This is a genomic window from Enterobacter cloacae complex sp. EB5 (assembly GCF_031432835.1).
In the GTDB taxonomy this organism is placed as follows: Bacteria; Pseudomonadota; Gammaproteobacteria; order Enterobacterales; family Enterobacteriaceae; genus Enterobacter; species Enterobacter hormaechei_C.
Genome location: NZ_CP133860.1, coordinates 3,985,161 through 4,006,622 on the forward strand (window position 1 = coordinate 3,985,161; position 21,462 = coordinate 4,006,622).

General features: G+C 52.7%; 29 protein-coding genes and 1 pseudogene. 29 read left to right on the forward strand and 1 reads right to left on the reverse strand.

Annotation, left to right across the window (positions count from 1 at the left end; genetic code table 11):
* The 9 genes from RHN82_RS19160 to RHN82_RS19200 all read left to right on the forward strand — a co-directional run bounded on the left by RHN82_RS19160 (position 1) and on the right by RHN82_RS19200 (position 5,449).
* Entirely contained in the window at positions 1 to 816 is an 816-nt protein-coding gene (locus RHN82_RS19160; RefSeq protein ID WP_047051617.1) for an antitermination protein, read from the forward strand.
* A 203-nt stretch (positions 817 to 1,019) separates the two neighbouring features.
* Positions 1,020 to 1,214 carry a hypothetical protein gene (locus RHN82_RS19165; RefSeq protein ID WP_047749287.1) on the forward strand — a complete coding sequence of 65 codons (195 nt, stop codon included), beginning with the start codon at positions 1,020 to 1,022 and terminating at the stop codon, positions 1,212 to 1,214.
* Positions 1,215 to 1,324: 110 nt separating this feature from the next.
* The gene (locus RHN82_RS19170) at positions 1,325 to 1,714 is read left to right on the forward strand and encodes a phage holin family protein (RefSeq protein WP_017384387.1); all 390 of its coding nucleotides are present in this window, start codon (positions 1,325 to 1,327) and stop codon (positions 1,712 to 1,714) included.
* A complete protein-coding gene (locus tag RHN82_RS19175) occupies positions 1,704 to 1,982 on the forward strand; it encodes a phage holin family protein (RefSeq protein ID WP_047051615.1) in 279 nt (92 codons plus the stop codon). The genes RHN82_RS19170 and RHN82_RS19175 overlap by 11 nt, the downstream gene beginning before the upstream one ends.
* Positions 1,982 to 2,611: a glycoside hydrolase family 19 protein gene (locus tag RHN82_RS19180; RefSeq protein ID WP_047051614.1), complete on the forward strand. Its 630-nt coding sequence runs from the start codon at positions 1,982 to 1,984 to the stop codon at positions 2,609 to 2,611. The genes RHN82_RS19175 and RHN82_RS19180 overlap by 1 nt, the downstream gene beginning before the upstream one ends.
* Before the next feature lie 7 nt (positions 2,612 to 2,618).
* The gene (locus tag RHN82_RS19185) at positions 2,619 to 2,888 is read left to right on the forward strand and encodes a hypothetical protein (RefSeq protein ID WP_047051639.1); all 270 of its coding nucleotides are present in this window, start codon (positions 2,619 to 2,621) and stop codon (positions 2,886 to 2,888) included.
* 291 nt (positions 2,889 to 3,179) lie between these two features.
* Positions 3,180 to 3,740 carry an HNH endonuclease signature motif containing protein gene (locus tag RHN82_RS19190; RefSeq protein WP_080344070.1) on the forward strand — a complete coding sequence of 187 codons (561 nt, stop codon included), beginning with the start codon at positions 3,180 to 3,182 and terminating at the stop codon, positions 3,738 to 3,740.
* Positions 3,740 to 5,200 carry a glycosyltransferase family 2 protein gene (locus RHN82_RS19195; RefSeq protein ID WP_047051612.1) on the forward strand — a complete coding sequence of 487 codons (1,461 nt, stop codon included), beginning with the start codon at positions 3,740 to 3,742 and terminating at the stop codon, positions 5,198 to 5,200. The genes RHN82_RS19190 and RHN82_RS19195 overlap by 1 nt, the downstream gene beginning before the upstream one ends.
* 18 nt (positions 5,201 to 5,218) lie before the next feature.
* Complete coding sequence (locus RHN82_RS19200) at positions 5,219 to 5,449, forward strand: DUF1327 domain-containing protein (RefSeq protein ID WP_039268832.1); 231 nt, start codon at positions 5,219 to 5,221, stop codon at positions 5,447 to 5,449.
* A 15-nt stretch (positions 5,450 to 5,464) separates the two neighbouring features.
* On the opposite strand, the gene RHN82_RS19205 is transcribed toward RHN82_RS19200, so the two are convergent.
* Positions 5,465 to 5,749, reverse strand: a complete 285-nt coding sequence (locus RHN82_RS19205) for a hypothetical protein (RefSeq protein WP_039268833.1) — start codon at positions 5,747 to 5,749, stop codon at positions 5,465 to 5,467.
* A gap of 168 nt (positions 5,750 to 5,917) precedes the next feature.
* On the opposite strand from RHN82_RS19205, the gene RHN82_RS19210 reads away from it, so the two are divergent.
* The 20 genes and pseudogenes from RHN82_RS19210 (at position 5,918) to RHN82_RS19305 (ending at position 21,452) form a co-directional block, all read left to right on the forward strand.
* Complete coding sequence (locus RHN82_RS19210; protein WP_023296833.1) at positions 5,918 to 6,505, forward strand: hypothetical protein; 588 nt, start codon at positions 5,918 to 5,920, stop codon at positions 6,503 to 6,505.
* Positions 6,505 to 6,855, forward strand: a complete 351-nt coding sequence (locus tag RHN82_RS19215; protein ID WP_032682360.1) for an HNH endonuclease — start codon at positions 6,505 to 6,507, stop codon at positions 6,853 to 6,855. The genes RHN82_RS19210 and RHN82_RS19215 overlap by 1 nt, the downstream gene beginning before the upstream one ends.
* A 158-nt stretch (positions 6,856 to 7,013) precedes the next feature.
* Positions 7,014 to 7,487, forward strand: a complete 474-nt coding sequence (locus RHN82_RS19220; protein WP_032619868.1) for a phage terminase small subunit P27 family — start codon at positions 7,014 to 7,016, stop codon at positions 7,485 to 7,487.
* Complete coding sequence (locus RHN82_RS19225; RefSeq protein ID WP_047051611.1) at positions 7,487 to 9,223, forward strand: terminase large subunit; 1,737 nt, start codon at positions 7,487 to 7,489, stop codon at positions 9,221 to 9,223. Before RHN82_RS19220 ends, RHN82_RS19225 begins: the two co-directional genes overlap by 1 nt.
* Entirely contained in the window at positions 9,223 to 10,527 is a 1,305-nt protein-coding gene (locus tag RHN82_RS19230; protein ID WP_032104390.1) for a phage portal protein, read from the forward strand. Before RHN82_RS19225 ends, RHN82_RS19230 begins: the two co-directional genes overlap by 1 nt.
* A 13-nt stretch (positions 10,528 to 10,540) precedes the next feature.
* On the forward strand, positions 10,541 to 11,389 hold the full coding sequence (locus tag RHN82_RS19235; RefSeq protein ID WP_032619863.1) for a head maturation protease, ClpP-related: 849 nt from the start codon (positions 10,541 to 10,543) through the stop codon (positions 11,387 to 11,389).
* Positions 11,390 to 11,398: 9 nt separating this feature from the next.
* Complete coding sequence (locus RHN82_RS19240) at positions 11,399 to 12,610, forward strand: phage major capsid protein (RefSeq protein ID WP_023296252.1); 1,212 nt, start codon at positions 11,399 to 11,401, stop codon at positions 12,608 to 12,610.
* A 43-nt stretch (positions 12,611 to 12,653) separates the two neighbouring features.
* On the forward strand, positions 12,654 to 12,980 hold the full coding sequence (locus RHN82_RS19245; RefSeq protein ID WP_022650848.1) for a head-tail connector protein: 327 nt from the start codon (positions 12,654 to 12,656) through the stop codon (positions 12,978 to 12,980).
* A gap of 8 nt (positions 12,981 to 12,988) precedes the next feature.
* Positions 12,989 to 13,327 carry a phage head closure protein gene (locus tag RHN82_RS19250; RefSeq protein ID WP_047051610.1) on the forward strand — a complete coding sequence of 113 codons (339 nt, stop codon included), beginning with the start codon at positions 12,989 to 12,991 and terminating at the stop codon, positions 13,325 to 13,327.
* Complete coding sequence (locus RHN82_RS19255) at positions 13,324 to 13,773, forward strand: HK97-gp10 family putative phage morphogenesis protein (protein ID WP_022648887.1); 450 nt, start codon at positions 13,324 to 13,326, stop codon at positions 13,771 to 13,773. Before RHN82_RS19250 ends, RHN82_RS19255 begins: the two co-directional genes overlap by 4 nt.
* The gene (locus RHN82_RS19260) at positions 13,770 to 14,117 is read left to right on the forward strand and encodes a DUF3168 domain-containing protein (RefSeq protein ID WP_063922089.1); all 348 of its coding nucleotides are present in this window, start codon (positions 13,770 to 13,772) and stop codon (positions 14,115 to 14,117) included. Before RHN82_RS19255 ends, RHN82_RS19260 begins: the two co-directional genes overlap by 4 nt.
* A gap of 59 nt (positions 14,118 to 14,176) precedes the next feature.
* Positions 14,177 to 14,596 (forward strand): annotated as a pseudogene (locus RHN82_RS19265) (phage tail tube protein); the annotation flags it as partial.
* A gap of 32 nt (positions 14,597 to 14,628) precedes the next feature.
* Positions 14,629 to 15,012 (forward strand): phage tail assembly chaperone, encoded by a 384-nt coding sequence (locus RHN82_RS19270; protein ID WP_001549114.1) that lies wholly within the window; start codon positions 14,629 to 14,631, stop codon positions 15,010 to 15,012.
* A gap of 8 nt (positions 15,013 to 15,020) precedes the next feature.
* The gene (locus tag RHN82_RS19275; protein WP_032619858.1) at positions 15,021 to 15,299 is read left to right on the forward strand and encodes a DUF4035 domain-containing protein; all 279 of its coding nucleotides are present in this window, start codon (positions 15,021 to 15,023) and stop codon (positions 15,297 to 15,299) included.
* 55 nt (positions 15,300 to 15,354) lie between these two features.
* Positions 15,355 to 15,696, forward strand: a complete 342-nt coding sequence (locus tag RHN82_RS19280) for a hypothetical protein (RefSeq protein WP_032668789.1) — start codon at positions 15,355 to 15,357, stop codon at positions 15,694 to 15,696.
* A gap of 57 nt (positions 15,697 to 15,753) precedes the next feature.
* On the forward strand, positions 15,754 to 19,056 hold the full coding sequence (locus RHN82_RS19285) for a phage tail tape measure protein (RefSeq protein WP_047051637.1): 3,303 nt from the start codon (positions 15,754 to 15,756) through the stop codon (positions 19,054 to 19,056).
* 2 nt (positions 19,057 to 19,058) lie between these two features.
* Positions 19,059 to 19,397: a phage tail protein gene (locus RHN82_RS19290; protein WP_022648882.1), complete on the forward strand. Its 339-nt coding sequence runs from the start codon at positions 19,059 to 19,061 to the stop codon at positions 19,395 to 19,397.
* On the forward strand, positions 19,394 to 20,152 hold the full coding sequence (locus tag RHN82_RS19295) for a phage minor tail protein L (protein WP_022648881.1): 759 nt from the start codon (positions 19,394 to 19,396) through the stop codon (positions 20,150 to 20,152). Before RHN82_RS19290 ends, RHN82_RS19295 begins: the two co-directional genes overlap by 4 nt.
* Before the next feature lie 2 nt (positions 20,153 to 20,154).
* On the forward strand, positions 20,155 to 20,865 hold the full coding sequence (locus RHN82_RS19300; protein WP_022648880.1) for a C40 family peptidase: 711 nt from the start codon (positions 20,155 to 20,157) through the stop codon (positions 20,863 to 20,865).
* Positions 20,865 to 21,452 (forward strand): tail assembly protein, encoded by a 588-nt coding sequence (locus tag RHN82_RS19305; protein ID WP_032648711.1) that lies wholly within the window; start codon positions 20,865 to 20,867, stop codon positions 21,450 to 21,452. Before RHN82_RS19300 ends, RHN82_RS19305 begins: the two co-directional genes overlap by 1 nt.
* The last annotated feature ends 10 nt before the right edge of the window (positions 21,453 to 21,462 follow it).

Sequence of the window (21,462 nt, forward strand, 5' to 3'; positions counted from 1 at the left end):
ATGGAACTTGAAGCATCACTAAAACACTTTAGCCCTCAGGGAATGCAGATCAGCGACGACGTGAAGGGAACTTCTCCGGACCGCCTTACAGGAACAGACGTAATGGCGGCGATTGGTACCACCAGCAGCCGTGCGCGCTTCGGCCTGGCGGCGTTCTTCGGTAAAGCGGGAATCAGCAAAACGGATGAACAGCTCGCAGTTCAGGCGCTGGCGCGATATGCGATGGATGTCGCACCGAAGAATGTTCGCAAAGCAGCTGGTGGGCAGTTCGGATGGTGCATGCAGATGCTGGCGCAGTTTGCCTTTGCTGATTACTCCCGTTCGGCCGCCACCAGCGCGACGTGTCACAGCTGTTGCGGTACCGGGCGAACAACCCGCGAGCAGATTACCCGCAAAGTTTCTTACCCATGGGGTAAAGCGCCATACTGGGCCTGCCGCTCTCGTGCTGTTCGACCATCTGACTGGGAGCAGTGGACGGAGGTAACAGAGGTTGTACCGGCGGTCTGTGATGTTTGCGAAGGCAAGGGAACGATCAGCGCCCGGTGCAGGTGCGGCGGTAAAGGTGAAGTGCTGGATCGCAAAGCGACCAAAGAACGTGGCGCACCGGTTTTCAAAACGTGTGAACGTTGCTCTGGTAATGGCTTCTCTGCTATCTCCTCGGCGACGGTACACCGTGCCATTCTGAAGCGTCTCCCGGACCTCCATCAGTCCTCATGGTCACGCAACTGGAAACCCTTTTATGAAATGCTGGTGGACACGCTGCGCCAGGGGGAGCGTCACGCGGCAGTAGAGTTTGAGAAGGCGACAACTTATTAATATGATCGGAACAAATGGCGACACTTTTTTGCACGTTAGTGTTGACTTTGCATAAAACTGTCCTGTATGCTTCTGATTATGGAGTATAGCGCCTGTAGATAATTAACCTCTAAAAGCCCGCCACGTTGCGGGTTTTTTTATTTCCAGCAAGGTTTTTCTTCATTGCGTTTGTTATGTTGTGTTTTTTAACTGAGGGTCAGTTGATGAGCGCAGATGAAAACTTGTTGAGTAAAATTCAGGAAGTACGGACGGTAGAGGATGTGGAGCAAGTCAATTTGGGCCTTTCTAAAGGCTGGGTGATTTTGATGATCACCGAGAGCTCTACAGTCTGGGAAGATGGCAGCAAAAGCAGCCTTGTTACATATCACATGGGCAAGCCGAAGGCATTGCCGGTCTGATCAAGCCTTACCAAATCAAAAATTTCAATCATATATAGGCCACCTCACGGTGGCCTTTTTTGTTTCCCCTCAACCTTCTGAGAGGATCAACAGCAATAAGAGGGGGCAAAATGTCCGATCCATTAACCGGCACCGGCGCTGTTCTCGGCGGCGGCCTGCTGGGTTCAGTCCTGTACGGCGTCTTTACTCATACAGATTTTGGTGTGGTGTTCGGGGCGTTTGGTGGTGCGGTGTTCTACGTCGCGACAGCCACAAACCTGTCCCGCGCCCGACTGGCAGCATATTTCCTGACGTCGTTTATCGTTGGGGTGCTCGGGGCAGGACTTATTGGCTCACTGCTAAATGCAGCTTCGCACTATGAAAAACCGCTGGATGCACTGGGCGCAGTGATTCTGTCTGCCCTGTGTATAAAAATCCTCACTTATCTTAACAACCAGGATTTGAACAACGTGTTCAAGTTTTTCTCGCGGCTACGCGGGGGAGGGGGAAATGGCAATTGACCCGTCAGCATTCTTTAATGCGTTTATCTGTGCGGCCATAGTTATCGTGCTGATGTTTTACCAGCGACATGGCGCCCGGCATCGCCCCTTTATTTCTGTCCTGGCGTATATAACCGTGCTGGTTTACGCCGCGATCCCCTTGCAGTTCATCTTCGGCCTTTATCGTGATTCCAGTTGGCTGGTGGTGGTCGCAAACATTCTTATCTTCGCCGCCATCCTGAAGGTTCGTGGAAATATGGCGCGGCTGGTTGATCGTCTGAGGCACTAATGAACCAATCACAATTTCAGAAGGCGGCTGGTATCAGCGCCGGATTAGCTGCGCGCTGGTTTCCGCATATCGACGCCGCCATGAAGGAATACGGCATCACCGCACCGCTTGACCAGGCCATGTTTATTGCCCAGATGGGGCATGAAAGCACCAGATTTACCCGGCTGGTGGAGAACCTGAATTACGCGGTTGAAAACCTGGTACCGACGTTCGGTAGCCACCGTATCACGCAACAGCAGGCCGTCGCACTTGGCAGAACGGCAACGCAACCGGCAAACCAGAAAGCGATCGCCAATCTGGTTTACGGCGGTGAGTGGGGAAAAGAACACCTGGGCAATCAGGCTGCCGGTGATGGATGGAAATACCGCGGTCGCGGGCTGAAACAGGTTACCGGCCTGAGTAACTATCGCAGTTGTGGTCACGCGTTGAAACTGGACCTTGTTACCCATCCGGAGCTGCTTGAACAGGATGAATACGCCGCGCGCTCTGCTGCATGGTTCTATGCCTCCCGCGGTTGCCTTCTTCATTCCGGCGACGTGGAACGCGTGACGCTTATTATCAATGGGGGCAGAAACGGGTTGGATAAACGCCGCGCACTATTTAACCTGGCGAAATCCGTTCTGGTGTGAGGTGAATGTGGGGATCGAAACGATAATTGGGCTGGTCGCATTGGTTATTTCCGCTATCGCCGGCGCTTTTGGCCTGGGCCATATTCGCGGCACCAGCAAAGCTGAAGTGAAAGCCGACCAGCAGCGCACCGAAGATAACGCAGCGGCAACGGTCGCAGCAGCCGAACGCCGGGTAGAAGCTACGAAAGAGGCCAGCAATGTACAGCAGACTGTTAACCATATGCCTGGCGACGATGTTGATCGCGAGCTGCGGGACAACTGGACCCGTAAGGGTTGAGGTAGCCGATACGTCTTGCGACTGGGTTAAACCCATCTACTGCACAGCGCACGACTGGGATGTACTGGACAGGCAGACGAAGCGCGACATCCTGGCGCATAACAAAGCGTGGCAGGCTAACTGCCAGAAACAAACCAGAGCCTCGCAATAGCGGGGCTTTTTTTTGCGCATCGCACGCGCAAAAACCACTCAGAACCTTTCAGGATGACCCTTGAGGAACCGGCTGGCGTCGGAGCCTTCTGAGGGCTGGATCTCCTGTGCGACAAGGTTCATCACTAAAAGGTAACTCCGATGAGCGGACTTGTTAGAAATGCAGGAAAAACCTGTTCCGTTAATTCATGTGAACGGCCAGCGCATTGCAAAAGCATGTGCCAGATGCATTATCTGCGACTCTATAAAACCGGCTCCCTCGAAGCAAAATCACCGCTCGATAGATTGAGCAGCAAGTATATGGTTGATGATTCAACCGGATGCTGGAACTGGCTTGCATACATAAATCCAGACGGATATGGAATGTTTAAACACAAAGGGATGATGACCCTGGCCCACAAAGCCAGTTATGAGATATTGGTCAAGAATGTTCCTGATGGCTTTGAACTTGATCACCTCTGCCATAACCGAAAGTGTGTTAACCCAAAACACCTCAGGGTGGTGACCCACACAGTAAACGTCTGGAACCGAATAAAGCCGGTGAGTTCCACTGGGGTGATGGGCGTATCTGTCAGGGAGAGCGGAAAGTACAGGGCAACACTTACGCGAAACGGCGATGTCATTTTTCGAAAGGAATTTGAGACATTATCCGAAGCAACGGCTGCGGTTGAAAAAGCACGATACGAATTTGAGGGGAAATAATGGACGTCATTGTTGATGGGGTTCCTTATGTCCGCGTCGATAGCGTTTCTCACAATAAAATCGGGATCGCGATAACTACGCATAACAGGCCGCAGGTACTCGCCAATTCACTTGAGCAACATCGAAAACATTTACCTCCCGGCGCAGTGGTATTCGTCATTGATGACGGGTCCAACCCTCCTGCAAAAGTGCCGGAGTGGTGCAATTTAATCCGACATGATAAGTCACGAGGAATTGTCGCATCGAAAAATTCCAGCCTTGAATGCCTTATGGACTCAGGATGCGAACATTTATTTTTGTGGGACGACGATGCGTATGCCATCGCTGATAACTGGCACTTGCCATACATCGAATCACCCGAACTGCACCTGGCTTACCAGTTCCTCGATCTTGCTGGCCAGAATAAGCTCAATGACCTTTCGGTGCTTTACCGTGACGATCAGCATGTGGCGTACACCGGGCAGCGCGGAGTGATGCTCTATTACCACCGTAGCGCTATCGAGAAGGTTGGTGGTTTCGATCGGGTATACGGTCGCGGCATGTACGAGCACAGCGATCTCGCCTTGCGCATCCATAACGCAGGACTAACTACGTGGGCTTACGGTGATGTGGTCGGTTCAGAAAAGCTGATTCATTCTCTCGACGAGCATGAAGCGGTAGAGCGTTCGGTGCCGCGTCCCGACCGACAGGCGCTGGTTGAACGTAACGTGAAGATCCACAACGAACGGCGTGATGCCGGGTTTACTGGTTACGTTGAATACCGCCAGCAGCGCGATGTGGTTATCACAACGCTACTGACCAGTCAGCCTGACCCGCAGCGCGGCACAAAAATGGCGGCCTCGCCTGACATGCTGGCTAAATGGGCCTCATCACTTCGGAATTGTGGCCGCATAGCGCTGGTGGATGAGCTGCATGCAGCCCCGGCAGATGTTGAGCTATGTCGCGTTCCTGACGTGAAGATGAATGTCTACTTTCGTCGCTGGTTGCACATCTGGCAGCACCTGCGAGAACACCCTGAATACCGGTTCGTCTGGTGTACCGATGGTACCGATGTCGAAATGCTTCGCGCGCCGTGGGAAGAAATGGAAGCCGGAAAGGTGTATGTCGGTTCAGAACCAAAGACCTACGCCGATACCTGGGCAAAGCAGAATCATCCGGAGCGCATCTATCAGGAGTTTATTGAAGAACACCGCAACGATGTGATGCTTAACGCTGGGCTGCTGGGTGGTACTCGCGCTGATGTAATGGCGTTCGCTCACGGCATCATCCGTCTTTACTACCGGATCGAGAGTTATCGTTTCTGGAAGAAAGAACAGGCTGGCGCCGCGGTGGGTGACATGGTGGCGTTCGGCATTGTTGCGCAGTCATTCGCTGACAGGCTGGTCACCGGCCCTCTGGTTCACACGGTGTTCAAAACTGAGGGCATCGGTATAGAAAGCGCTTGGTTTAAACATAAATAATTCTTACGGGGGTTAAGAATGATGCAAAATCACGAGTTAGTAGTTTCGTCTTTCATCGCTAACGGCGAAGTTATTAATGCTACCGTGAGCGTACGGGCGATGGCGGTACCAATGTTAAACATCTTCAGTATGGAGGTTTTTATTGCTCGAATTGAGGGAGGTACGGTCGAATATTATGAAGGTGAAGCCATAAAAACTGCTGCAAAGGTCATCAGTGTTGTAAATGAAGAAATTAATAAAGCGGCCTGAAGGCCGCGCTTACAATTACTTAATGAACTTCTCTGGTTTCGGTTGGAACATTATTTGGACAGACGGCTGAAGCAACTCGTTGATGGCAGACTTGATAGGTGCTGACTGACTGTGATTGAGTTTATCCAGAGATTCTGAAAGGGTCTCTCTGAGTTTGGATGAAAACTGACTATCGCCCGATTGTTCATCGAGAAGCTTAATCATGTGAGTGATTACAAAGTTTGCGGCTGCACCTTGTTTTGCCATCTGCTGTTCAAGTGTAGCGATTTTGTGCAGAAGAGAAGCTGTTTGTTGGTCCATTTATATTTCCTAATCCAGAGGTTATCAGCCATCCCTCTTTATATGAGTGCGCCAGTGTCCCACCACTGACGGGCTGAGTGCTTACCTTAACCAGGGTTAAAGCGGAGCAACACCCTGATATTCAGACAGTAGCCGCCATCGTGCGGCTTTTTTATTGGAGATTCGCTGGTGGCTGAAGAGATTAAGTTTGTGGTGGTCGGCCATCATACCCGCTTAGGGCCTGCACAACGTCTTGCTGCACTGCTGCATGCTCATCTGCTGGTTGATGACGATAACCACGGCGCGAACTGGAATCATCGCCGCGCGCTTGAGTGGGCAGCAGAACAAACATGCCGGGTTGTCGTAATTGAGGATGACGCGCTGCCGGTGCAGGGATTCACCGAAAAGGTAACTGACTGGCTGGCTCGTTTCCCTGACGACATGCTGAGCTTTTATCTCGGTACCGGGCGGCCTCCACAGTATCAAATGCAGATTGCTGAGCGGCTAATCGTGGCTGATAAGACACGCGCTGATTACATCACGCTGTCGAGACTCATTCATGGCGTTTGCTATAGCGTCCCGCCTAAGCATGTGCAGCGCGTGCTATCCCGCTGGGATAACAGCAAGCCCGCCGATTACGCTGTGGGTGATGCATGGGGTGGCTCAGTGATCTATCCGTGTTATTCGCTGGTGGACCATGCTGACGGCGAACCGGTTGAGCGTCACCCTGACTCAGCGCCACGTACAGAACGCCGCCGGGCGTGGAGGTTAGCCTGATGCCTGCGTTAATACCGAGAGCATGCCGCAAGCGTGGCTGCCCAGGCACGACCACTGACCGCTCAGGCTATTGTCACAGGCACCTTAACGAAGGCTGGCAGCAGCATCAGCGGGGACAGAGCAGGCATCAGCGAGGCTATGGCAGTAAGTGGGACAGGCTGCGCCCAATCGTTCTCGGCAGAGATAAACACCTTTGTCAGGAATGCCTGCGAAATGGAAGGTATACACCCGCTGAGACGGTGGACCACATCATCGCCAAAGCAAATGGGGGTACCGATGACCTGTCCAACCTCGAAAGCCTCTGCAAGCCCTGCCACAGAGCGAAGACAGCAGTCGAGAGACTCAAATGACATCATTTCTCATTTGAAATGAGAAAGGGGGAGGGTGGGTAAAAACCTCAGGGGAATCACCCTAAAGGACCGCCGCCTAACCTCTTTTCACATCGCCGCAGGTTAGAAAACTTTTTTTATGGGGTCCCCCATTCGATGATTAATAGGAGTTTTCGATTATGTCTGGACCACCGAAAACCCCGACCCATCTACGTTTGGTGAGGGGTAACCCATCTAAACGCCCGATCAATGAGAACGAACCAAAACCCCCTTCAGGGGTACCCCCAACGCCGAAGCATTTCGACAAGCAGGGGAAATACTGGTTTAAACGGATGGCCGACGAGCTTGATGCTATCGGTGTGATGTCTCAGCTGGACGCCAGAGCCCTTGAGCTGCTGGTTGAGGCTTATACCGAATACCGGCATCACTGCGACACGCTTGAAGTTGAGGGCTACACCTACCGGACCGAAACGCAGAACGGGGATGTGCTGATCAAGGCTCACCCCGCAGCCATCATGAAAGCTGATGCCTGGAAACGTCTGCGCGCCATGCTTGGTGAGTTCGGCATGACGCCAGCCAGCCGCACGAAAGTGAATGCAAAAGGTCCTGATGCGGTTGACCCGCTGGCCGAGTTTATGAAAGCGAGGGATTAATGGCTAAGGTTGCAGAAGGCATCCGCTACGCCGAGAGGGTGGTGGCGGGGGAAATTATTGCCTGTGAGTATGTGCGCCTTGCCTGTCAGCGTTTTCTTGACGATCTGGCACACGGCGAAGAGCGCGGTATTTTCTTCAGTGAACCGCGCGCGCAGCACATTCTGAATTTCTATAATTTTGTACCTCACGTAAAAGGCGCACTGGCAGGGCAGCCTATTGAGCTGATGGACTGGCATGTTTTCATCCTTATTAATATTTTTGGTTTTGTTATCCCGCTGGTGAACGAAGAGACGGGGGAAACCGTCCTGCGTAATGACGGCAGCGGTCGGCCGGTGATGGTTCGGCGTTTTCGTACAGCAGATGTTGAGGTGGCCCGTAAAAATGCCAAATCAACGCTTTGCTCTGGCGTGGGGCTTTATATGGCTGGCGCAGACGGCGAGGGCGGGGCGGAGGTTTATTCCGCTGCAACCACTCGTGACCAGGCGCGAATTGTTTTTGAAGACGCGAAAAATATGGTCAAGAAGGCGAAAGCCACTCTTGGGCGGATCTTCGAATTCAACAAGCTCGCTATCTACCAGGAGCAAGCCGCCTCCAAATTCGAGCCATTATCATCAGATGCGAACAACCTCGACGGCCTGAACATCCACTGCGCCATTGTCGACGAGCTGCATGCTCACAAAACGCGTGACGTCTGGGACGTTCTGGAGACGGCAACCGGCGCGCGTCTGCAATCGCTGCTTTTCGGTATCACCACAGCCGGGTTCAACAAAGAAGGCATCTGCTACGAATTGCGTGATTACGCCATCAAGGTGCTGCGTGGGCTGGTAAAAGACGATACGTTTTTTGCCATCATCTACACCTTAGATGAAGGTGACGATCCCTTTGATGAAAAAGTCTGGCAGAAGGCGAATCCGGGGCTGGGTATCTGTAAGCGCTGGGATGACCTGCGCCGCCTGGCTAAAAAGGCGAAAGAGCAGGTTTCGGCCAGAATTAACTTTTTCACCAAGCACATGAATATCTGGGTTACCGCTGAGTCAGCCTGGATGGACATGATGAAATGGGAAAAATGCGAGTTTATCGCCCCGCAGCACGAACTTAAAACCTATCCCTCCTGGGTGGGCGTTGACCTTTCAAACAAAATTGATATCTGTGCGGCCGCGAAAGTCTGGCGCGCGCCAGATGGCCACGTTCATGCGGATTTCAAATTCTGGCTACCGGAAGGACGCCTTGAGAAATGTTCACGCCAGATGGCAGAGCTCTATCGTAAGTGGGCCGGGATGGACAAGCTGATCCTTACCGACGGGGATGTAATCGACCATGCTCAGATTAAGGAAGAGCTACAGCTGTGGGTTGCTGGCGAGAGCCTGAAAGAAATTGGCTTCGACCCGTGGAGTGCGACGCAGTTCAGCCTAGCGCTGGCAGAAGAAGGGTTGCCGCTGGTGGAAGTGCCGCAGACGGTTCGCAATTTCTCTGAGGCGATGAAAGAGGTCGAAGCGCTGGTATACGGTGGCCGATTCCATCACAGCGATCACCCGGTGATGAACTGGATGATGTCCAACGTAACCGTCAAACCGGACCGGAACGAGAACATATTCCCGAATAAGTCCACACCTGAGGCCAAAATTGATGGCCCTGCGGCCTTGTTCACAGCAATGAGCCGCGTTCTGGTTAACGGTGGCAACGACCAGCAGGATCTCTCCGGATTCTTCAATAATCCCATCATGGTAGGTTTCTGATGAAAAAAAACAAACGGCCAGGCAGGGTTAAAAGTGCTCTGCTTAACTGGCTTGGTGTGCCTATCAGCCTGACTACCGGCACATTCTGGGAGGAATGGTTTGGTACCAGCAGCAGCGGAAAGGTGGTAACGGCCGATAAAGCCATCCAGCTATCGGCTGTGTGGGCATGCGTAAGACTGTTAAGCGAGTCTATTTCAACCCTTCCGCTGAAAATATACGTTCGACAGCCTGACGGTTCGCGTAAAGCGGCAACCGATCATCCGGCCTATTCGATACTGTGCCGCCGACCCAATTCAGAAATGACACCATCACGCTTTATGTTGATGGTGGTCGCCAGTATTTGCCTGCGCGGGAACGCCTTCATTGAGAAGAAATTCATCGCAAACCGCCTGGTTTCGCTGGTGCCTTTGCTGCCGCAGAACATGGTGGTTAAACGTCTCACGACCGGGGCGCTGGAATACAAATACACTGAAAACGGTAACGAGCGCGTCATTCCCGTCAAAAACATCATGCACATTCGCGGGTTCGGTCTTGACGGTGTTTGCGGCATGATGCCGATGAAAACAGGCCGGGATGTGATCGGTTCTGCAATGGCGGTTGAAGAGTCCGCGGCGAAGATATTCGAACAGGGCCTGCAAAGTTCAGGGTTTCTCTCTTCTGATAAAGCTCTGGATGATACTCAACGTGAAAAACTTCGCGGTTACATGGCGGCGTTTACAGGCTCAAAAAACGCCGGGAAAATCATGGTTCTTGAGGGAGGCTTGACGTACCAGGGCGTAACCATGAACCCGGAAGATGCTCAGATGCTCGAAAGCCGCGCCTTTAGCATTGAGGAGATCTGCCGCTGGTTTCGCGTTCCGCCTTTCATGGTCGGTCACACCACGAAGCAAAGTAGCTGGGCATCCAGTCTGGAGGGCATGAACCTCCAGTTCCTGACGCACACCCTGCGACCCCTGCTGGTGAACATCGAACAGGAAATTGGACGGTGCCTGCTGGACAGCGATGATGAGGTTTTCGCGGAGTTCTCCGTAGAAGGACTGCTGCGCGCCGACAGCGCGGGCCGTGCTGCGTACTATACCAGTGCGCTCCAGAATGGGTGGATGTCCCGTAATGACGTGCGCCGTCTTGAAAATATGCCACCGATTGAAGGGGGTGACATTTACACCGTTCAGCTCAACCTGACGCAACTGAAAAATCTCGAAAGCAGCAATCCTGCTGTTCAGGCTCTGGCCCTGAGAGAGCTGCATAACCACATATTCCCTGACATTTCCTTTGAACAATCTCCGCTGAAACAGGCCGCTTAGGAGCACTTTCCTGATGAGCAAAAAACAACTTCCGGTAGCACCGGCGGGTCGCCCCTGCGCGCGCGTTACCTGTGAAACATTACCGTCCGCACTGGACCGCTGGGACGGCGGGATCAAAGCTGCGGCCACCGACGACAACAGTATTTCTGTTTTTGATGTGATCGGGCAGGACTACTGGGGTGAAGGCGTAACAGCCAAACGTATCGCCGGTGCACTACGGGCGATGAATGGCGCCGACGTCACGGTCAATATCAACTCCCCTGGCGGTGACATGTTCGAAGGCCTGGCAATCTACAACCTTTTGCGAGAATACGAAGGCCGTGTGACGGTGAAGGTGCTCGGTATTGCCGCCAGCGCCGCCTCAGTCATTGCGATGGCCGGGGATGATATTCAGATCGGTCGTGGTGCCTTCCTGATGATCCACAACTGCTGGGTCTACGCGATGGGTAACCGCCATGACTTTGCGGAACTGTCACAGTCTCTGGAGCCCTTCGATAACGCTATGGCAGACATCTACGCGGCGCGTTCCGGCCTTGATATGGCAGCTGTTCAGAAACTGATGGACGCCGAGAGTTATATCGGTGGCAGTGACGCTGTGGCGAAGGGACTGGCAGACAGCCTGCTTTCTGCTGATGCGGTCAGTGATGGCGATGAATCACCTGCGGCCGCGCTTCGCAAACTTGATGCGCTGCTGGCTAAAACCAACACCCCGCGCTCTGAGCGCAGAAAACTCATTAAAGCCTTATCCGGTGGCATGCCTGGCGCTGTCACCACCAACGACGGTACGCCGGGCGCTGCCGAAGATATCAAACCTGAAACCCTCAATTCACTTGAAAACGCTCTTGCGGCGTTAGTCAAATAAGGACCATTTATGTCTGAAGTAAACGAAATTCTGAAAAAAGTCACTGCCAGCATTGAAGATGCAACCAGCAAATTCAACGCGAAAGCAGAAGAGGCACTGACCGAAGCGAAAAAGAATGGTCAGCTCTCAGCTCAGACCAAAGATGTTGTAGATAAAATGGCGACAGAGCTCAACGCTCTTAAGGAAGCTGAAAAAACCCTTAAGGCCAGCCTTGGTGAGCTGGAACAGCATGTTGCCCAAATGCCATTGAACAACGCTGCTAAAGTTACCGAAACTGTTGGACAGGTGGTGATTAATAGCGAGGCGCTGAAGGCCTTTGCCGCGAGCGTTGAAGGCAATAAGCGCGTAAGCGTCCCAGTTCACGCGGCCTTGCTTTCTACAGATGTTGCAGATGGCGTGGTTGAACCACAGCGACTGCCTGGCATCGACACTGCACCAAAACAGCGTCTCTTCATTCGTGATCTGATTGCGCCTGGCCGCACATCTTCACCGGCTATTTTCTGGGTGCAGCAAACGGGCTTTACCAATGCAGCGAAAGTCGTTGCAGAGGGGACTGCCAAACCTTACAGCGATATTGAATTCGCAACTAAAATCACGCCGGTGACAACCATCGCGCACATGTTTAAGGCATCCAAGCAGATCCTTGACGATTTCGCTCAACTCCAGTCTACGGTTGACGCTGAGATGCGTTACGGCCTGAAATATGTTGAGGAACAGGAAATCTTGTTCGGCGACGGAACTGGTGTGCACCTGCACGGCATCGTTCCTCAGGCCTCAGCATTCGACCCGGCATTTTCTGTTGAGAGCCAGAACGGGATTGATGATCTGCGCCTGGCAATGCTTCAGGCTCAACTGGCTCGTTTCCCTGCATCTGGCCACGTTCTGCACTTCATCGACTGGGCGAAAATTGAGCTCACGAAAGACAGTCTGGGCCGCTATATCCTGGCTAACCCGGCATCTCTGACTGGCCCTACGCTTTGGGGGCTTCCGGTGGTAGCAACTGAGGCAGCAGCTTTCCAGGGCAAATTCCTGACAGGCGCATTCAATGCCGCAGCTCAACTGTTCGATCGTGAAGATGCCAACGTGGTTATCTCCACCGAAAACGCCGACGACTTCGAGAAAAACATGATCTCCATTCGCTGCGAAGAACGTCTGGCGCTGGCTGTGAAACGCCCTGAGGCGTTCGTTTACGGTTCATTCAGCACCGGCGCGGGTAGCTGATAACTATTGCGGCCTTCGGGCCGCTTTTTTTCGGGGCAAACAAATGCTTGATCAGAATGTGGTGAAACAGCATTGCCGCATTGATACCGACTTTACGGGTGATGATGCTCTGCTGGAGATTTACACAGGTGCAGCGGCCCGGTACGTCCAGACATGGACACGCCGAACGCTCTATGAAAAGGAAAGCAGCCCTGGCTACGCTGACGACCCGGACCCGATACTGCTCAATGATGATGTGAAGGCAGCCATGCTACTGCTTATCGGTCACTGGTATGCAAACAGGGAAGCGGTAAACATCGGGAACATAACTTCAGCCGTACCTTTTGCTGTGGAAGCGCTATTGCAGCCATACCGTATTTATGGACTGTAGGAGGGGGTATGCAGGCCGGAAGACTGAGAGACAGGGTGGTAATTCAGAACATCACAACATCCAGAGACCCTTCTGGTCAGCCTGTTGAAACATGGTATGACGGCGCGACTACATGGGCAGAAGTTAAAGGTATCAGCGGGCGTGAGCTTGTAGCGGCAGGTGCAGAAACGGCTGTAGCCACTATCAGGGTATGGACTCGATTTCGTAACGATATAACTGCTGCGTCAAGACTCAGGGTTGTGACTGGCCCGTTCAAGGGTGTCATTTTAAATATCATTGGTCCGCCGATACCTGATTCTCGCGGCATTCAGCTCGAAATTCTTTGTAAGCAGGGGATCGAAAAATGATTGAGACGAGCCTCGATTTTTCCGGCCTGAATGACATCGCAAAGGATCTGGAGGCGCTTAGCCGCGCTGAAAACAATAAGGTTCTTCGTGATGCCACGCGCGCCGGTGCGGAGGTGCTTAAGGACGAAGTGATCGCACGTGCACCGGTACGCACCGGAAAACTGAAAAAAAACGTGGTGGTTGTTACCCAAAAAAGCCGCCGCCGCGGGGAGATTTCTTCCGGCGTCCATATTCGTGGCGTTAACCTGCGCACCGGAAACAGCGATAACACGATGAAGGCGAATAACCCGAGAAACGCCTTTTACTGGCGATTCGTTGAGCTGGGCACCGCGAACATGCCTGCACATCCGTTTGTGCGACCCGCTTACGATACTCGCGAGGAAGAGGCCGCCAGCGTCGCCATTGCCAGGATGAATCAGGCTATTGATGAGGTATTGAGCAAGTGAATGAAGATAATATCTACGCCTTGCTTTCTTCCCTGGCAGAAGGACGGGTATACCCCTATGTTGCGCCATTAGGTAGTGACGGGAAACCGTCTGTCTCTCCACCCTGGATTATCTTTTCCATCGTCGATGATGTTTCCGCTGACGTACTGTGTGGCCAGGCAGAGAGCAGGGTTTCCGTTCAGGTCGATGTGTATTCCACTTCGATCGCTGAATCACGATCCCTGAGAGATTTGGTGCTCGCTTCGCTTGAGCCGTTAACCCCTACAGAGGTGGTAAAAATCCCCGGGTACGAGCCAGATTATCGGCTCTACCGTGTCACCCTGGATTTTAAAGTTACCCCCTGACAATTAATTCACCCAACGAACCCGCCTGATGGCGGGTTTTCTTTTTCCAGGAGACAGCTATGTCTGCACTTTATGAAAAATCGCAGCTGACGAAGATCCTTATTTCCTCCCTGCCAGCCACCAAAGAAACGATGGATTCCGCAACCTTCCTCGATCTGAGTTGCACCATCAAAGAAATTCAGTTCACCGGTGGTCAGAAGCAGGATATCGACGTAACAACACTTTGCTCTACCGAGCAGGAGAACATCAACGGCCTGCCTTCTCCGTCAGAAATCTCTCTGTCCGGCAACTTCTACAAGAATCCGGCGCAGGACGCCTTGCGTGAGGCCTATGACAACGATACGACCTACGCTTTCCAGGTTATCTTCCCGTCCGGCAAGGGCTTTAAGTTCCTGGCTGAAATCCGCCAGCACACCTGGTCTTCAGGTACCAACGGCGTAGTGGCGGCAACGTTCTCCCTGCGCCTGAAAGGTAAGCCTGAAAACATCGAGTCTGGCTCCTGAGAGGTCGCATGAAGAATATTAAAAATCTCGCCCTGGCTAAGATGTCGGGATTTCGTCATAAGACGGTCGCCGTTCCTGAGTGGGAAGGCGTCAAAGTGGTTCTCCGTGAGCCGTCTGGAGAAGCCTGGCTGCGCTGGCAGGAGGTGGTGAAAGCGGGTGCTGATGATGAAAATGTGTCGGTATCGGAAAAGGCACACCGTAATCTTTGCGCTGACGTGGTGCTCTTCATTGACGTCCTGTGCGACACCGATAAGCAACCGGTATTCAGCGTAGACGAAGAAGAGCAGGTGCGTGAAATCTACGGCCCCGTCCATTCACGCCTGCTCAAGCAGGCGCTTGACCTGATCAACAACGCGGACGAAGCGCGGGAAAAGTCTCAACCCCCGGCGTAAAGTTTCTGATGTCGCTTGCGCTCCGGATGGGGCGCACGCTTTCAGAACTACGGCAGAGCATGACTGCAAGCGAGCTTCTGATGTGGATTGAGTTCGACAGGCAAAGTCCGGTTGGCGATATCCGTGGCGACATTCAGGCAGCCCAGCTCGTCTCTGCCATCTACGGTTCGCAGGGGGCAAAAGTACCGCTGGACGATGCGATCCTGCGATGGGGTGGCGATGAGCAATCAGAACCGAAGGACCCGTTTGCAGGGCTTGAGGCGGCACTTACAGCTGCAACTCAGTGACAAATCTAGTACCTGGGTTTAGCATTAGCATGAATAATGCAATCAAGGTGCAAAAATGAAAAAGTTAATTATAGCCGTCATGTGTTTGTTTTTTATCAGCGCGTGTAAGCCTGAGAAAAATGATTTTATTAAAAATGGCGAAAACATCGTCAGAGAGAAATTAAATAACCCAGATGATGCTAAGTTTAACGCTGAATATTTTAAGTATGGTGATAATGCAGCATACGTTTGTGGTGATGTGACTTACAAAAAAAATAATGATGGCACAAGTTATCGTAATAAATTTTACGTCTATGTCGAGATTATCGATGGGAAATTAACAAGTAATGGTTCAGCAGTGGTGATTAAAGAGGACGACAAGGCATTTCTTGAGGTCTATAAGACGCTTTGCAGGTAGGGCAATTTTATTCAATACGAAGCTCGCTGTGTGCGAGCTTTTTTATTTGGTGAAAGCATGGCAACTCTTCGCGAACTGATAATCAAAATCTCTGCTAACTCCCAATCGTTCCAGTCGGAAATTTCCCGCGCCTCACGCATGGGGCAGGATTATTACCGAACCATGCAAAATGGTGGCCGCCAGGCAGCGGCAGCGTCAAGAGAAACTCAGAGGGCTTTAGCTGATTTAACGGGGCAGCTTAATTCTGCAAAGGCGTCTGCTGTTGGTCTTGCTGGGGCATTTGCAGGAGCATATGCCACCGGGCACCTTATTTCTTTGGCTGATGAGTGGAGTTCAGTTAACGCCCGGTTAAAGCAGGCATCAAAATCCTCCGATGACTTCAAAGAGTCACAGCGTGCACTGATGGATATTAGCCAGCGAACCGGAACCGCATTTTCAGATAACGCCAGCCTGTTTGCCCGTTCAGCCGCCTCCATGCGTGAGTATGGCTACAGTTCAGAAGAGGTTCTGAAAGTAACCGAAGCTATATCGACAGGACTTAAGCTGTCAGGCGCAAGCACGTCTGAAGCCAGCTCAGTAATCACACAGTTTAGTCAGGCGTTAGCACAGGGTGTTCTTCGAGGCGAGGAATTTAACTCCGTCAATGAAAACGGTGATCGCGTTATTCGTGCACTGGCATCCGGCATGGGTGTCGCCAGGAAAGACTTAAAGGCTATGGCCGATCAGGGACAACTTACCGCCGATAAAGTTGTTCCGGCTTTAATCAGCCAGCTTGGGGCGTTACAGGATGAATATAGCGCGATGCCACAGACCGTTGCATCAGCAACGACCAAAATTGAAAACGCATTTCTGGCGTGGGTAGGTGGTGCAAATGAAGCCACTGGGGCGACAAGCGCGCTAACCGGGGCATTGAATGCGATTTCAGATAATATCAATACCGTTGCCTCTGCTGCTGGCGTGCTGGCGGCCATCGGAGGTTCAAGATTTATTGGCGGCATGATTGGCGATCTTGGAAGCCAGACGGCGCAGTTGGTTGAAGCGAGGAAAAATGAAATAGCGCTCGCCGCCGCAAGGGCAAGTACAGCCACACAATCACAGCGCAAGGCCGCTGCCGATGCTATTGCTGCTGAGCGGGCTTACCAGCTTGCCCAGTCAGAACTTGTGCTGGCAAAGAATACTAATGCTGAGGCTACTGCCACTCAAAATGCCATATCCAAGCGCCGGGCAATGATTACAGCAAATGCGGCACTGGTACAGTCAAACAGAGCCGTTGCAGCCTCTCAGCAGGCACTAAACTCTGCAACATCAGTGCTGGGGCTTGTAAAAACAGGCGCTACAGGCCTGCTGGGTCTTGTCGGCGGGTTGCCTGGGCTGTTGATGCTGGGGGCCGGTGCCTGGTACACGATGTATCAGAATCAGGAGCAGGCACGTCGTTCCGCCCAGGAGTATGCTGGTCAGATTGATGAAATTAGGCAAAAAACCTCACAAATGTCTCTGACCGAGACGGATGAAAATCGTGGGCAAACCGTTGAGGCTCTCGTTGAACAAAATCGTTTGGTTGATGAGCAAGCCAAAAAGGTTGGTGAGCTGAAGAACCAGATCGACGATTTGAATGCATCGCGTGGAAAACCGGGCATTACCAGCGAGAACGATGCAAATATCCTTAAAGCAATAGCTATTGTTACGGATCAACTCGCTGTTGAAGAGGGAAAATTGAATGACATGCGAGATAAATCTCGCGGCATTCAGCAGGCTCTCGAAGAAATTGAGCGGCGTCGTAATGATTTAATACGCGAACAAGCCTGGCGACAGAATGCGGTATATCAATCGATGATCATGATGAATGGTCAGCATACTGAATTTAACCGTCTGCTGGGTCTGGGAAATCAGCTATTAATGGCCCGGCAAGGGCTGGCTAACGTCCCGCTCAGACTTCCTCAGGCCGACCTCGACAAAAAGCAAACCGATGCCCTCGAAAAGAGCCGCCGGGATCTGGAGTTGTCACGCCGGAAGGGTGAAGCAAAAGAGCGCCTGCGACTGAGTTATGCAGCCGATGACCTGGGGTTAACCAGTGATCCGCAATTCCAGACAGGCCGTCAGGAGTTTATTAATAACGGTCTTGCTGAATGGCGGAATAATGAGGCCAACAAACCTAAGGCGAAGGGCGGTAAAACCGAAGGCGAGAAAACCGAGGATGTGTATAAGCGCCTTATCAAGCAGCAAAAAGAGCAGATTGCCCTGCAAGGCCAGAATACTGAACTGGCGAAGGTTAAATACCAGGTCAGCCAGGGCGAACTTGCTTCTCTGACAGAAGCCCAGAAAAAGACGGTATTGCAGAATGCTGCGCTGATTGACCAGGTTAAATTGCGTGAGCAACTGCGAAATTACGAAGCCAACCTTGCTGACAGTAACGCCAGCGCCCGCGCAGCCAATGAAGCGCAACTGCTGGGCTACGGGCAGGGAACCAGGTTCCGTGAAAGACTTCAGGAGCAGTTCAATCTGCGTAAGGAGTTTGAGCAGAAGAATACCGATCTTCTCCGCCAGCGTCAGGCTGGTGAAATCGACGAGACGTTCTATCAGCAGGGGCTGGCACTTAATAAGCGCTACCTAGAAGAGCGCCTGCGCGACCAGGAGGGATATTACACTGCTTCTGATGCGCAGCGTGACGACTGGATGACGGGACTGTCTGAGGGTTATGCGAACTGGGTGGACGAAGCTACTGACTATTCTTCCATGGCCGCTGACGGCATGAAGCAGGCCATGGGGGGGGCGGTCACCACGATCACCGACATGCTTAATGGCAACGTTGACAGCTGGAAGGACTGGGGCGTGAGCGTACTGAAGATTATCCAGAACGTTCTGGTGAACATGGCTGTTGCTAATGGTGTCAGCTCAATTGGATCACTGTTCAGTTTTGGTGCCTCGTCAGCCGCAACCGCCAGCAGCGGTACCGCTATTCAGAATGCTGGCGCGAACTTCACATTTAATGCGAAGGGTAATGTTTACGACTCTCCGTCCCTGAGCGCTTACAGCAATGGCGTTTTTCAGACGCCTCAGCTGTTTGCTTTTGCCAAAGGCGCAGGGGTTTTTGCCGAGGCTGGTCCGGAAGCCATTATGCCGCTTACGCGGGCACCTAATGGTGATCTTGCTGTTCGCGCAGTAGGGATGCCGCAGGTCTCTGGCGGCGTGCCTTCAGTTAACTTCGGCGATATCAATATTCAGGGCGGTTCTCCACAGGCGTCCAGTCAGGGTACTGCCGGAGCAGCAGGCAGGCAGCTTAAGGATGCCATCACTGGTGTCATTAACGAACAGGCCAGCATGCCGGGCTCGCCTCTGTGGCGATTAATCAAGGGAGTTTAACCATGGCAGTCGAAACCTTCAGCTGGTGCCCAAAGGTTGCCTCTCAGGTTGATACAAGTTTTCGTACCCGAAAGGCGCAGTTTGGCGATGGCTATACACAGGTGGCCGGGGACGGCATCAACCCGGTAACACCTCAGTGGAGCGTGAGCTTTACCGGCGACGAGGCTTACATTCAGGCCATTAAAAACTTTCTGAACAGACATACAGGGTGGAAGTCATTTATCTGGAAGCCGCCGCTTGAGCCTTCAGGTTTATGGCGCGCGGAATCCTTCCAGATATCTACCCACGGCAACAAAAAATACACCCTCAGCAGCACATTCATACAGGCATACCATCCATGAGTATTTCATCTGATGTCCAGAAACTGGAACCGGGTAAGCGCGTCCGCCTGATCGAGGTGGACGGCTCAGCGTTCGGTGCGGGTATTCTTCGCTTTCACAACGAGACAATCCCCCATACCGAGGCGGAAATCATCGCCGCAGGCGGCGACGAGTCAAAACTTGAGCCGAAGTCGGTGTGGTGGCAGGGGCAGGAGTATGGCGCGTGGCCGTATGAACTGACCGGCATATCTGTCAGCAGTGACGGCCAGAGTTCACGGCCGTCTCTCACCGTTGCAAACATCAGCGGCACGATTGGCGCGCTGTGCCGAAGATTTCAGGGGATGGCTAAAGCAAAGGTGATCATCCATGACACCTTCGCCCACTATCTGGACGTAAGAAATTTTCCTGACGGGAACCCGACTGCGAATCCCAACGAGGAGCGCAAACAGGTTTATTACATCGACCGTAAATCAGGATCAGACGATGAAACCGTAGAGTTTGAGCTTTCCAGTCCAGCCGATCTGCGCGGGCAACTCATTCCGACCCGGCAAATTCAGCCAATGTGCACGTGGTGCATGCGGGGCTGGTACAAAACCGGGAATGGCTGCACCTACGCCGGGCAAAACGGCTGGTTCGATAAAGACGGCAACCGGGTGGATGATCCTTCACAGGATGTTTGCTCCGGACTGCTGTCAACGGGCTGCAAACCTCGTTTCGGAGAGAATGAGCAGCTGGATTATGGCGGGTTCCCCGGGGCTTCACTTCTGAGAGGATAATCATGCGCGACAAAACAGTTAGCGCCATTCTGGCGCATGCCGCCGCATCCTTCCCCGAGGAGTGCTGTGGCGTGGTTATTCAGAAGGGGCGGGTGGAGAAATACATCCCCTGCAAAAATAATGCTGAGTCGCCGACTGAGCAATTTGAACTCAATCATGAGGATTATGCGGCCGCCGAAGAGCAGGGAACTGTGGTGGCGATCGTCCACAGTCACCCCGGCGACGGGGCAACAACCCAACCGAGCGAGCTCGACATGCTGATGTGTGATGCCACGGAACTGCCGTGGATTATTGCATCGTGGCCGGAGGGCGACATTCGCACCGTCATGCCTCGCGGAGACCGACCCCTCACAGGGCGCCAGTTTGTTCTCGGATATGCAGACTGCTGGTCTCTCATCATGGACTATTTCCGCATCGAACACGGCATTGAACTGCCCAACTACAGCGTAGATCGCCACTGGTGGGAGCAGGGTGAAAACCTCTATATGGACAACTGGCAGGAATGCGGTTTTCGTGAGTACGACGGTCCCGCTCAGCCAGGTGACATGGTTATCATGCAGGTTCAGTCCACCGTCCCGAACCATGCCGGGATTTTGCTTGATGGCAACATGCTACTGCATCACATGTATGGCCAGCTAAGCCAGCGTATTCCCTACGGTGGCTATTACCGTGACCGTACCATCAAAATTCTGCGTTATAAGGATTTGATGTAATGGAAAGAAAAACCGTTATCAAACTCAGCGGCTCAATGGCTCAGCGATTTGGCAGGACACATCGCCGCGCACTAACGTCGGCCAGCGAAGTGTTCAGGGCACTTTCTAACACCATTGACGGATTTGATGCCTACCTGCGAGAGACCAGAGCGAAAGGGCTGGACTTTGTCATCTTCCGAAACCAAATAAACATAGGCAAGGAAGAGTTTGATCTTCTTGGGCCTGGTGATGAGCTCCGTATTATCCCTGTCATACGCGGTAGTAAAAGGGCGGGGCTCTTTCAAATTGTTACTGCCGCCGCAATTGCGGCCTTTACCTGGTGGAACCCAATAGGATGGGCAGCAAGCACACAAATGGCACTATATGCCGCAGCTGGTTCTATGGCCGTTGGTGGTGTAGTGCAGATGCTCTCTCCTCAGGTTTCAGGTCTGCGAATGCGTCAGGAACCTGATAACAAACCCTCCTATGCGTTTGGTGGTCCCGTTAACACGACAGCATCTGGCAATCCCGTTCCCCTGCTTTATGGGCAACGGGAAATTGGCGGCGCCATTATATCCGCCGGGGTTTATGCAGAAGATCAGCAATAAACCAAACCAC

Coding starts and splice junctions, on each gene's coding strand:
- RHN82_RS19160 (WP_047051617.1), top strand. CDS start 1: ATGGAACTTGAAGCATCACTAAAACACTTTAGCCCTCAGGGAATGCAG.
- RHN82_RS19165 (WP_047749287.1), top strand. CDS start 1,020: ATGAGCGCAGATGAAAACTTGTTGAGTAAAATTCAGGAAGTACGGACG.
- RHN82_RS19170 (WP_017384387.1), top strand. CDS start 1,325: ATGTCCGATCCATTAACCGGCACCGGCGCTGTTCTCGGCGGCGGCCTG.
- RHN82_RS19175 (WP_047051615.1), top strand. CDS start 1,704: ATGGCAATTGACCCGTCAGCATTCTTTAATGCGTTTATCTGTGCGGCC.
- RHN82_RS19180 (WP_047051614.1), top strand. CDS start 1,982: ATGAACCAATCACAATTTCAGAAGGCGGCTGGTATCAGCGCCGGATTA.
- RHN82_RS19190 (WP_080344070.1), top strand. CDS start 3,180: ATGAGCGGACTTGTTAGAAATGCAGGAAAAACCTGTTCCGTTAATTCA.
- RHN82_RS19195 (WP_047051612.1), top strand. CDS start 3,740: ATGGACGTCATTGTTGATGGGGTTCCTTATGTCCGCGTCGATAGCGTT.
- RHN82_RS19200 (WP_039268832.1), top strand. CDS start 5,219: ATGATGCAAAATCACGAGTTAGTAGTTTCGTCTTTCATCGCTAACGGC.
- RHN82_RS19205 (WP_039268833.1), bottom strand. CDS start 5,749: ATGGACCAACAAACAGCTTCTCTTCTGCACAAAATCGCTACACTTGAA.
- RHN82_RS19215 (WP_032682360.1), top strand. CDS start 6,505: ATGCCTGCGTTAATACCGAGAGCATGCCGCAAGCGTGGCTGCCCAGGC.
- RHN82_RS19220 (WP_032619868.1), top strand. CDS start 7,014: ATGTCTGGACCACCGAAAACCCCGACCCATCTACGTTTGGTGAGGGGT.
- RHN82_RS19225 (WP_047051611.1), top strand. CDS start 7,487: ATGGCTAAGGTTGCAGAAGGCATCCGCTACGCCGAGAGGGTGGTGGCG.
- RHN82_RS19230 (WP_032104390.1), top strand. CDS start 9,223: ATGAAAAAAAACAAACGGCCAGGCAGGGTTAAAAGTGCTCTGCTTAAC.
- RHN82_RS19235 (WP_032619863.1), top strand. CDS start 10,541: ATGAGCAAAAAACAACTTCCGGTAGCACCGGCGGGTCGCCCCTGCGCG.
- RHN82_RS19240 (WP_023296252.1), top strand. CDS start 11,399: ATGTCTGAAGTAAACGAAATTCTGAAAAAAGTCACTGCCAGCATTGAA.
- RHN82_RS19245 (WP_022650848.1), top strand. CDS start 12,654: ATGCTTGATCAGAATGTGGTGAAACAGCATTGCCGCATTGATACCGAC.
- RHN82_RS19250 (WP_047051610.1), top strand. CDS start 12,989: ATGCAGGCCGGAAGACTGAGAGACAGGGTGGTAATTCAGAACATCACA.
- RHN82_RS19255 (WP_022648887.1), top strand. CDS start 13,324: ATGATTGAGACGAGCCTCGATTTTTCCGGCCTGAATGACATCGCAAAG.
- RHN82_RS19270 (WP_001549114.1), top strand. CDS start 14,629: ATGAAGAATATTAAAAATCTCGCCCTGGCTAAGATGTCGGGATTTCGT.
- RHN82_RS19275 (WP_032619858.1), top strand. CDS start 15,021: ATGTCGCTTGCGCTCCGGATGGGGCGCACGCTTTCAGAACTACGGCAG.
- RHN82_RS19280 (WP_032668789.1), top strand. CDS start 15,355: ATGAAAAAGTTAATTATAGCCGTCATGTGTTTGTTTTTTATCAGCGCG.
- RHN82_RS19285 (WP_047051637.1), top strand. CDS start 15,754: ATGGCAACTCTTCGCGAACTGATAATCAAAATCTCTGCTAACTCCCAA.
- RHN82_RS19290 (WP_022648882.1), top strand. CDS start 19,059: ATGGCAGTCGAAACCTTCAGCTGGTGCCCAAAGGTTGCCTCTCAGGTT.
- RHN82_RS19295 (WP_022648881.1), top strand. CDS start 19,394: ATGAGTATTTCATCTGATGTCCAGAAACTGGAACCGGGTAAGCGCGTC.
- RHN82_RS19300 (WP_022648880.1), top strand. CDS start 20,155: ATGCGCGACAAAACAGTTAGCGCCATTCTGGCGCATGCCGCCGCATCC.
- RHN82_RS19305 (WP_032648711.1), top strand. CDS start 20,865: ATGGAAAGAAAAACCGTTATCAAACTCAGCGGCTCAATGGCTCAGCGA.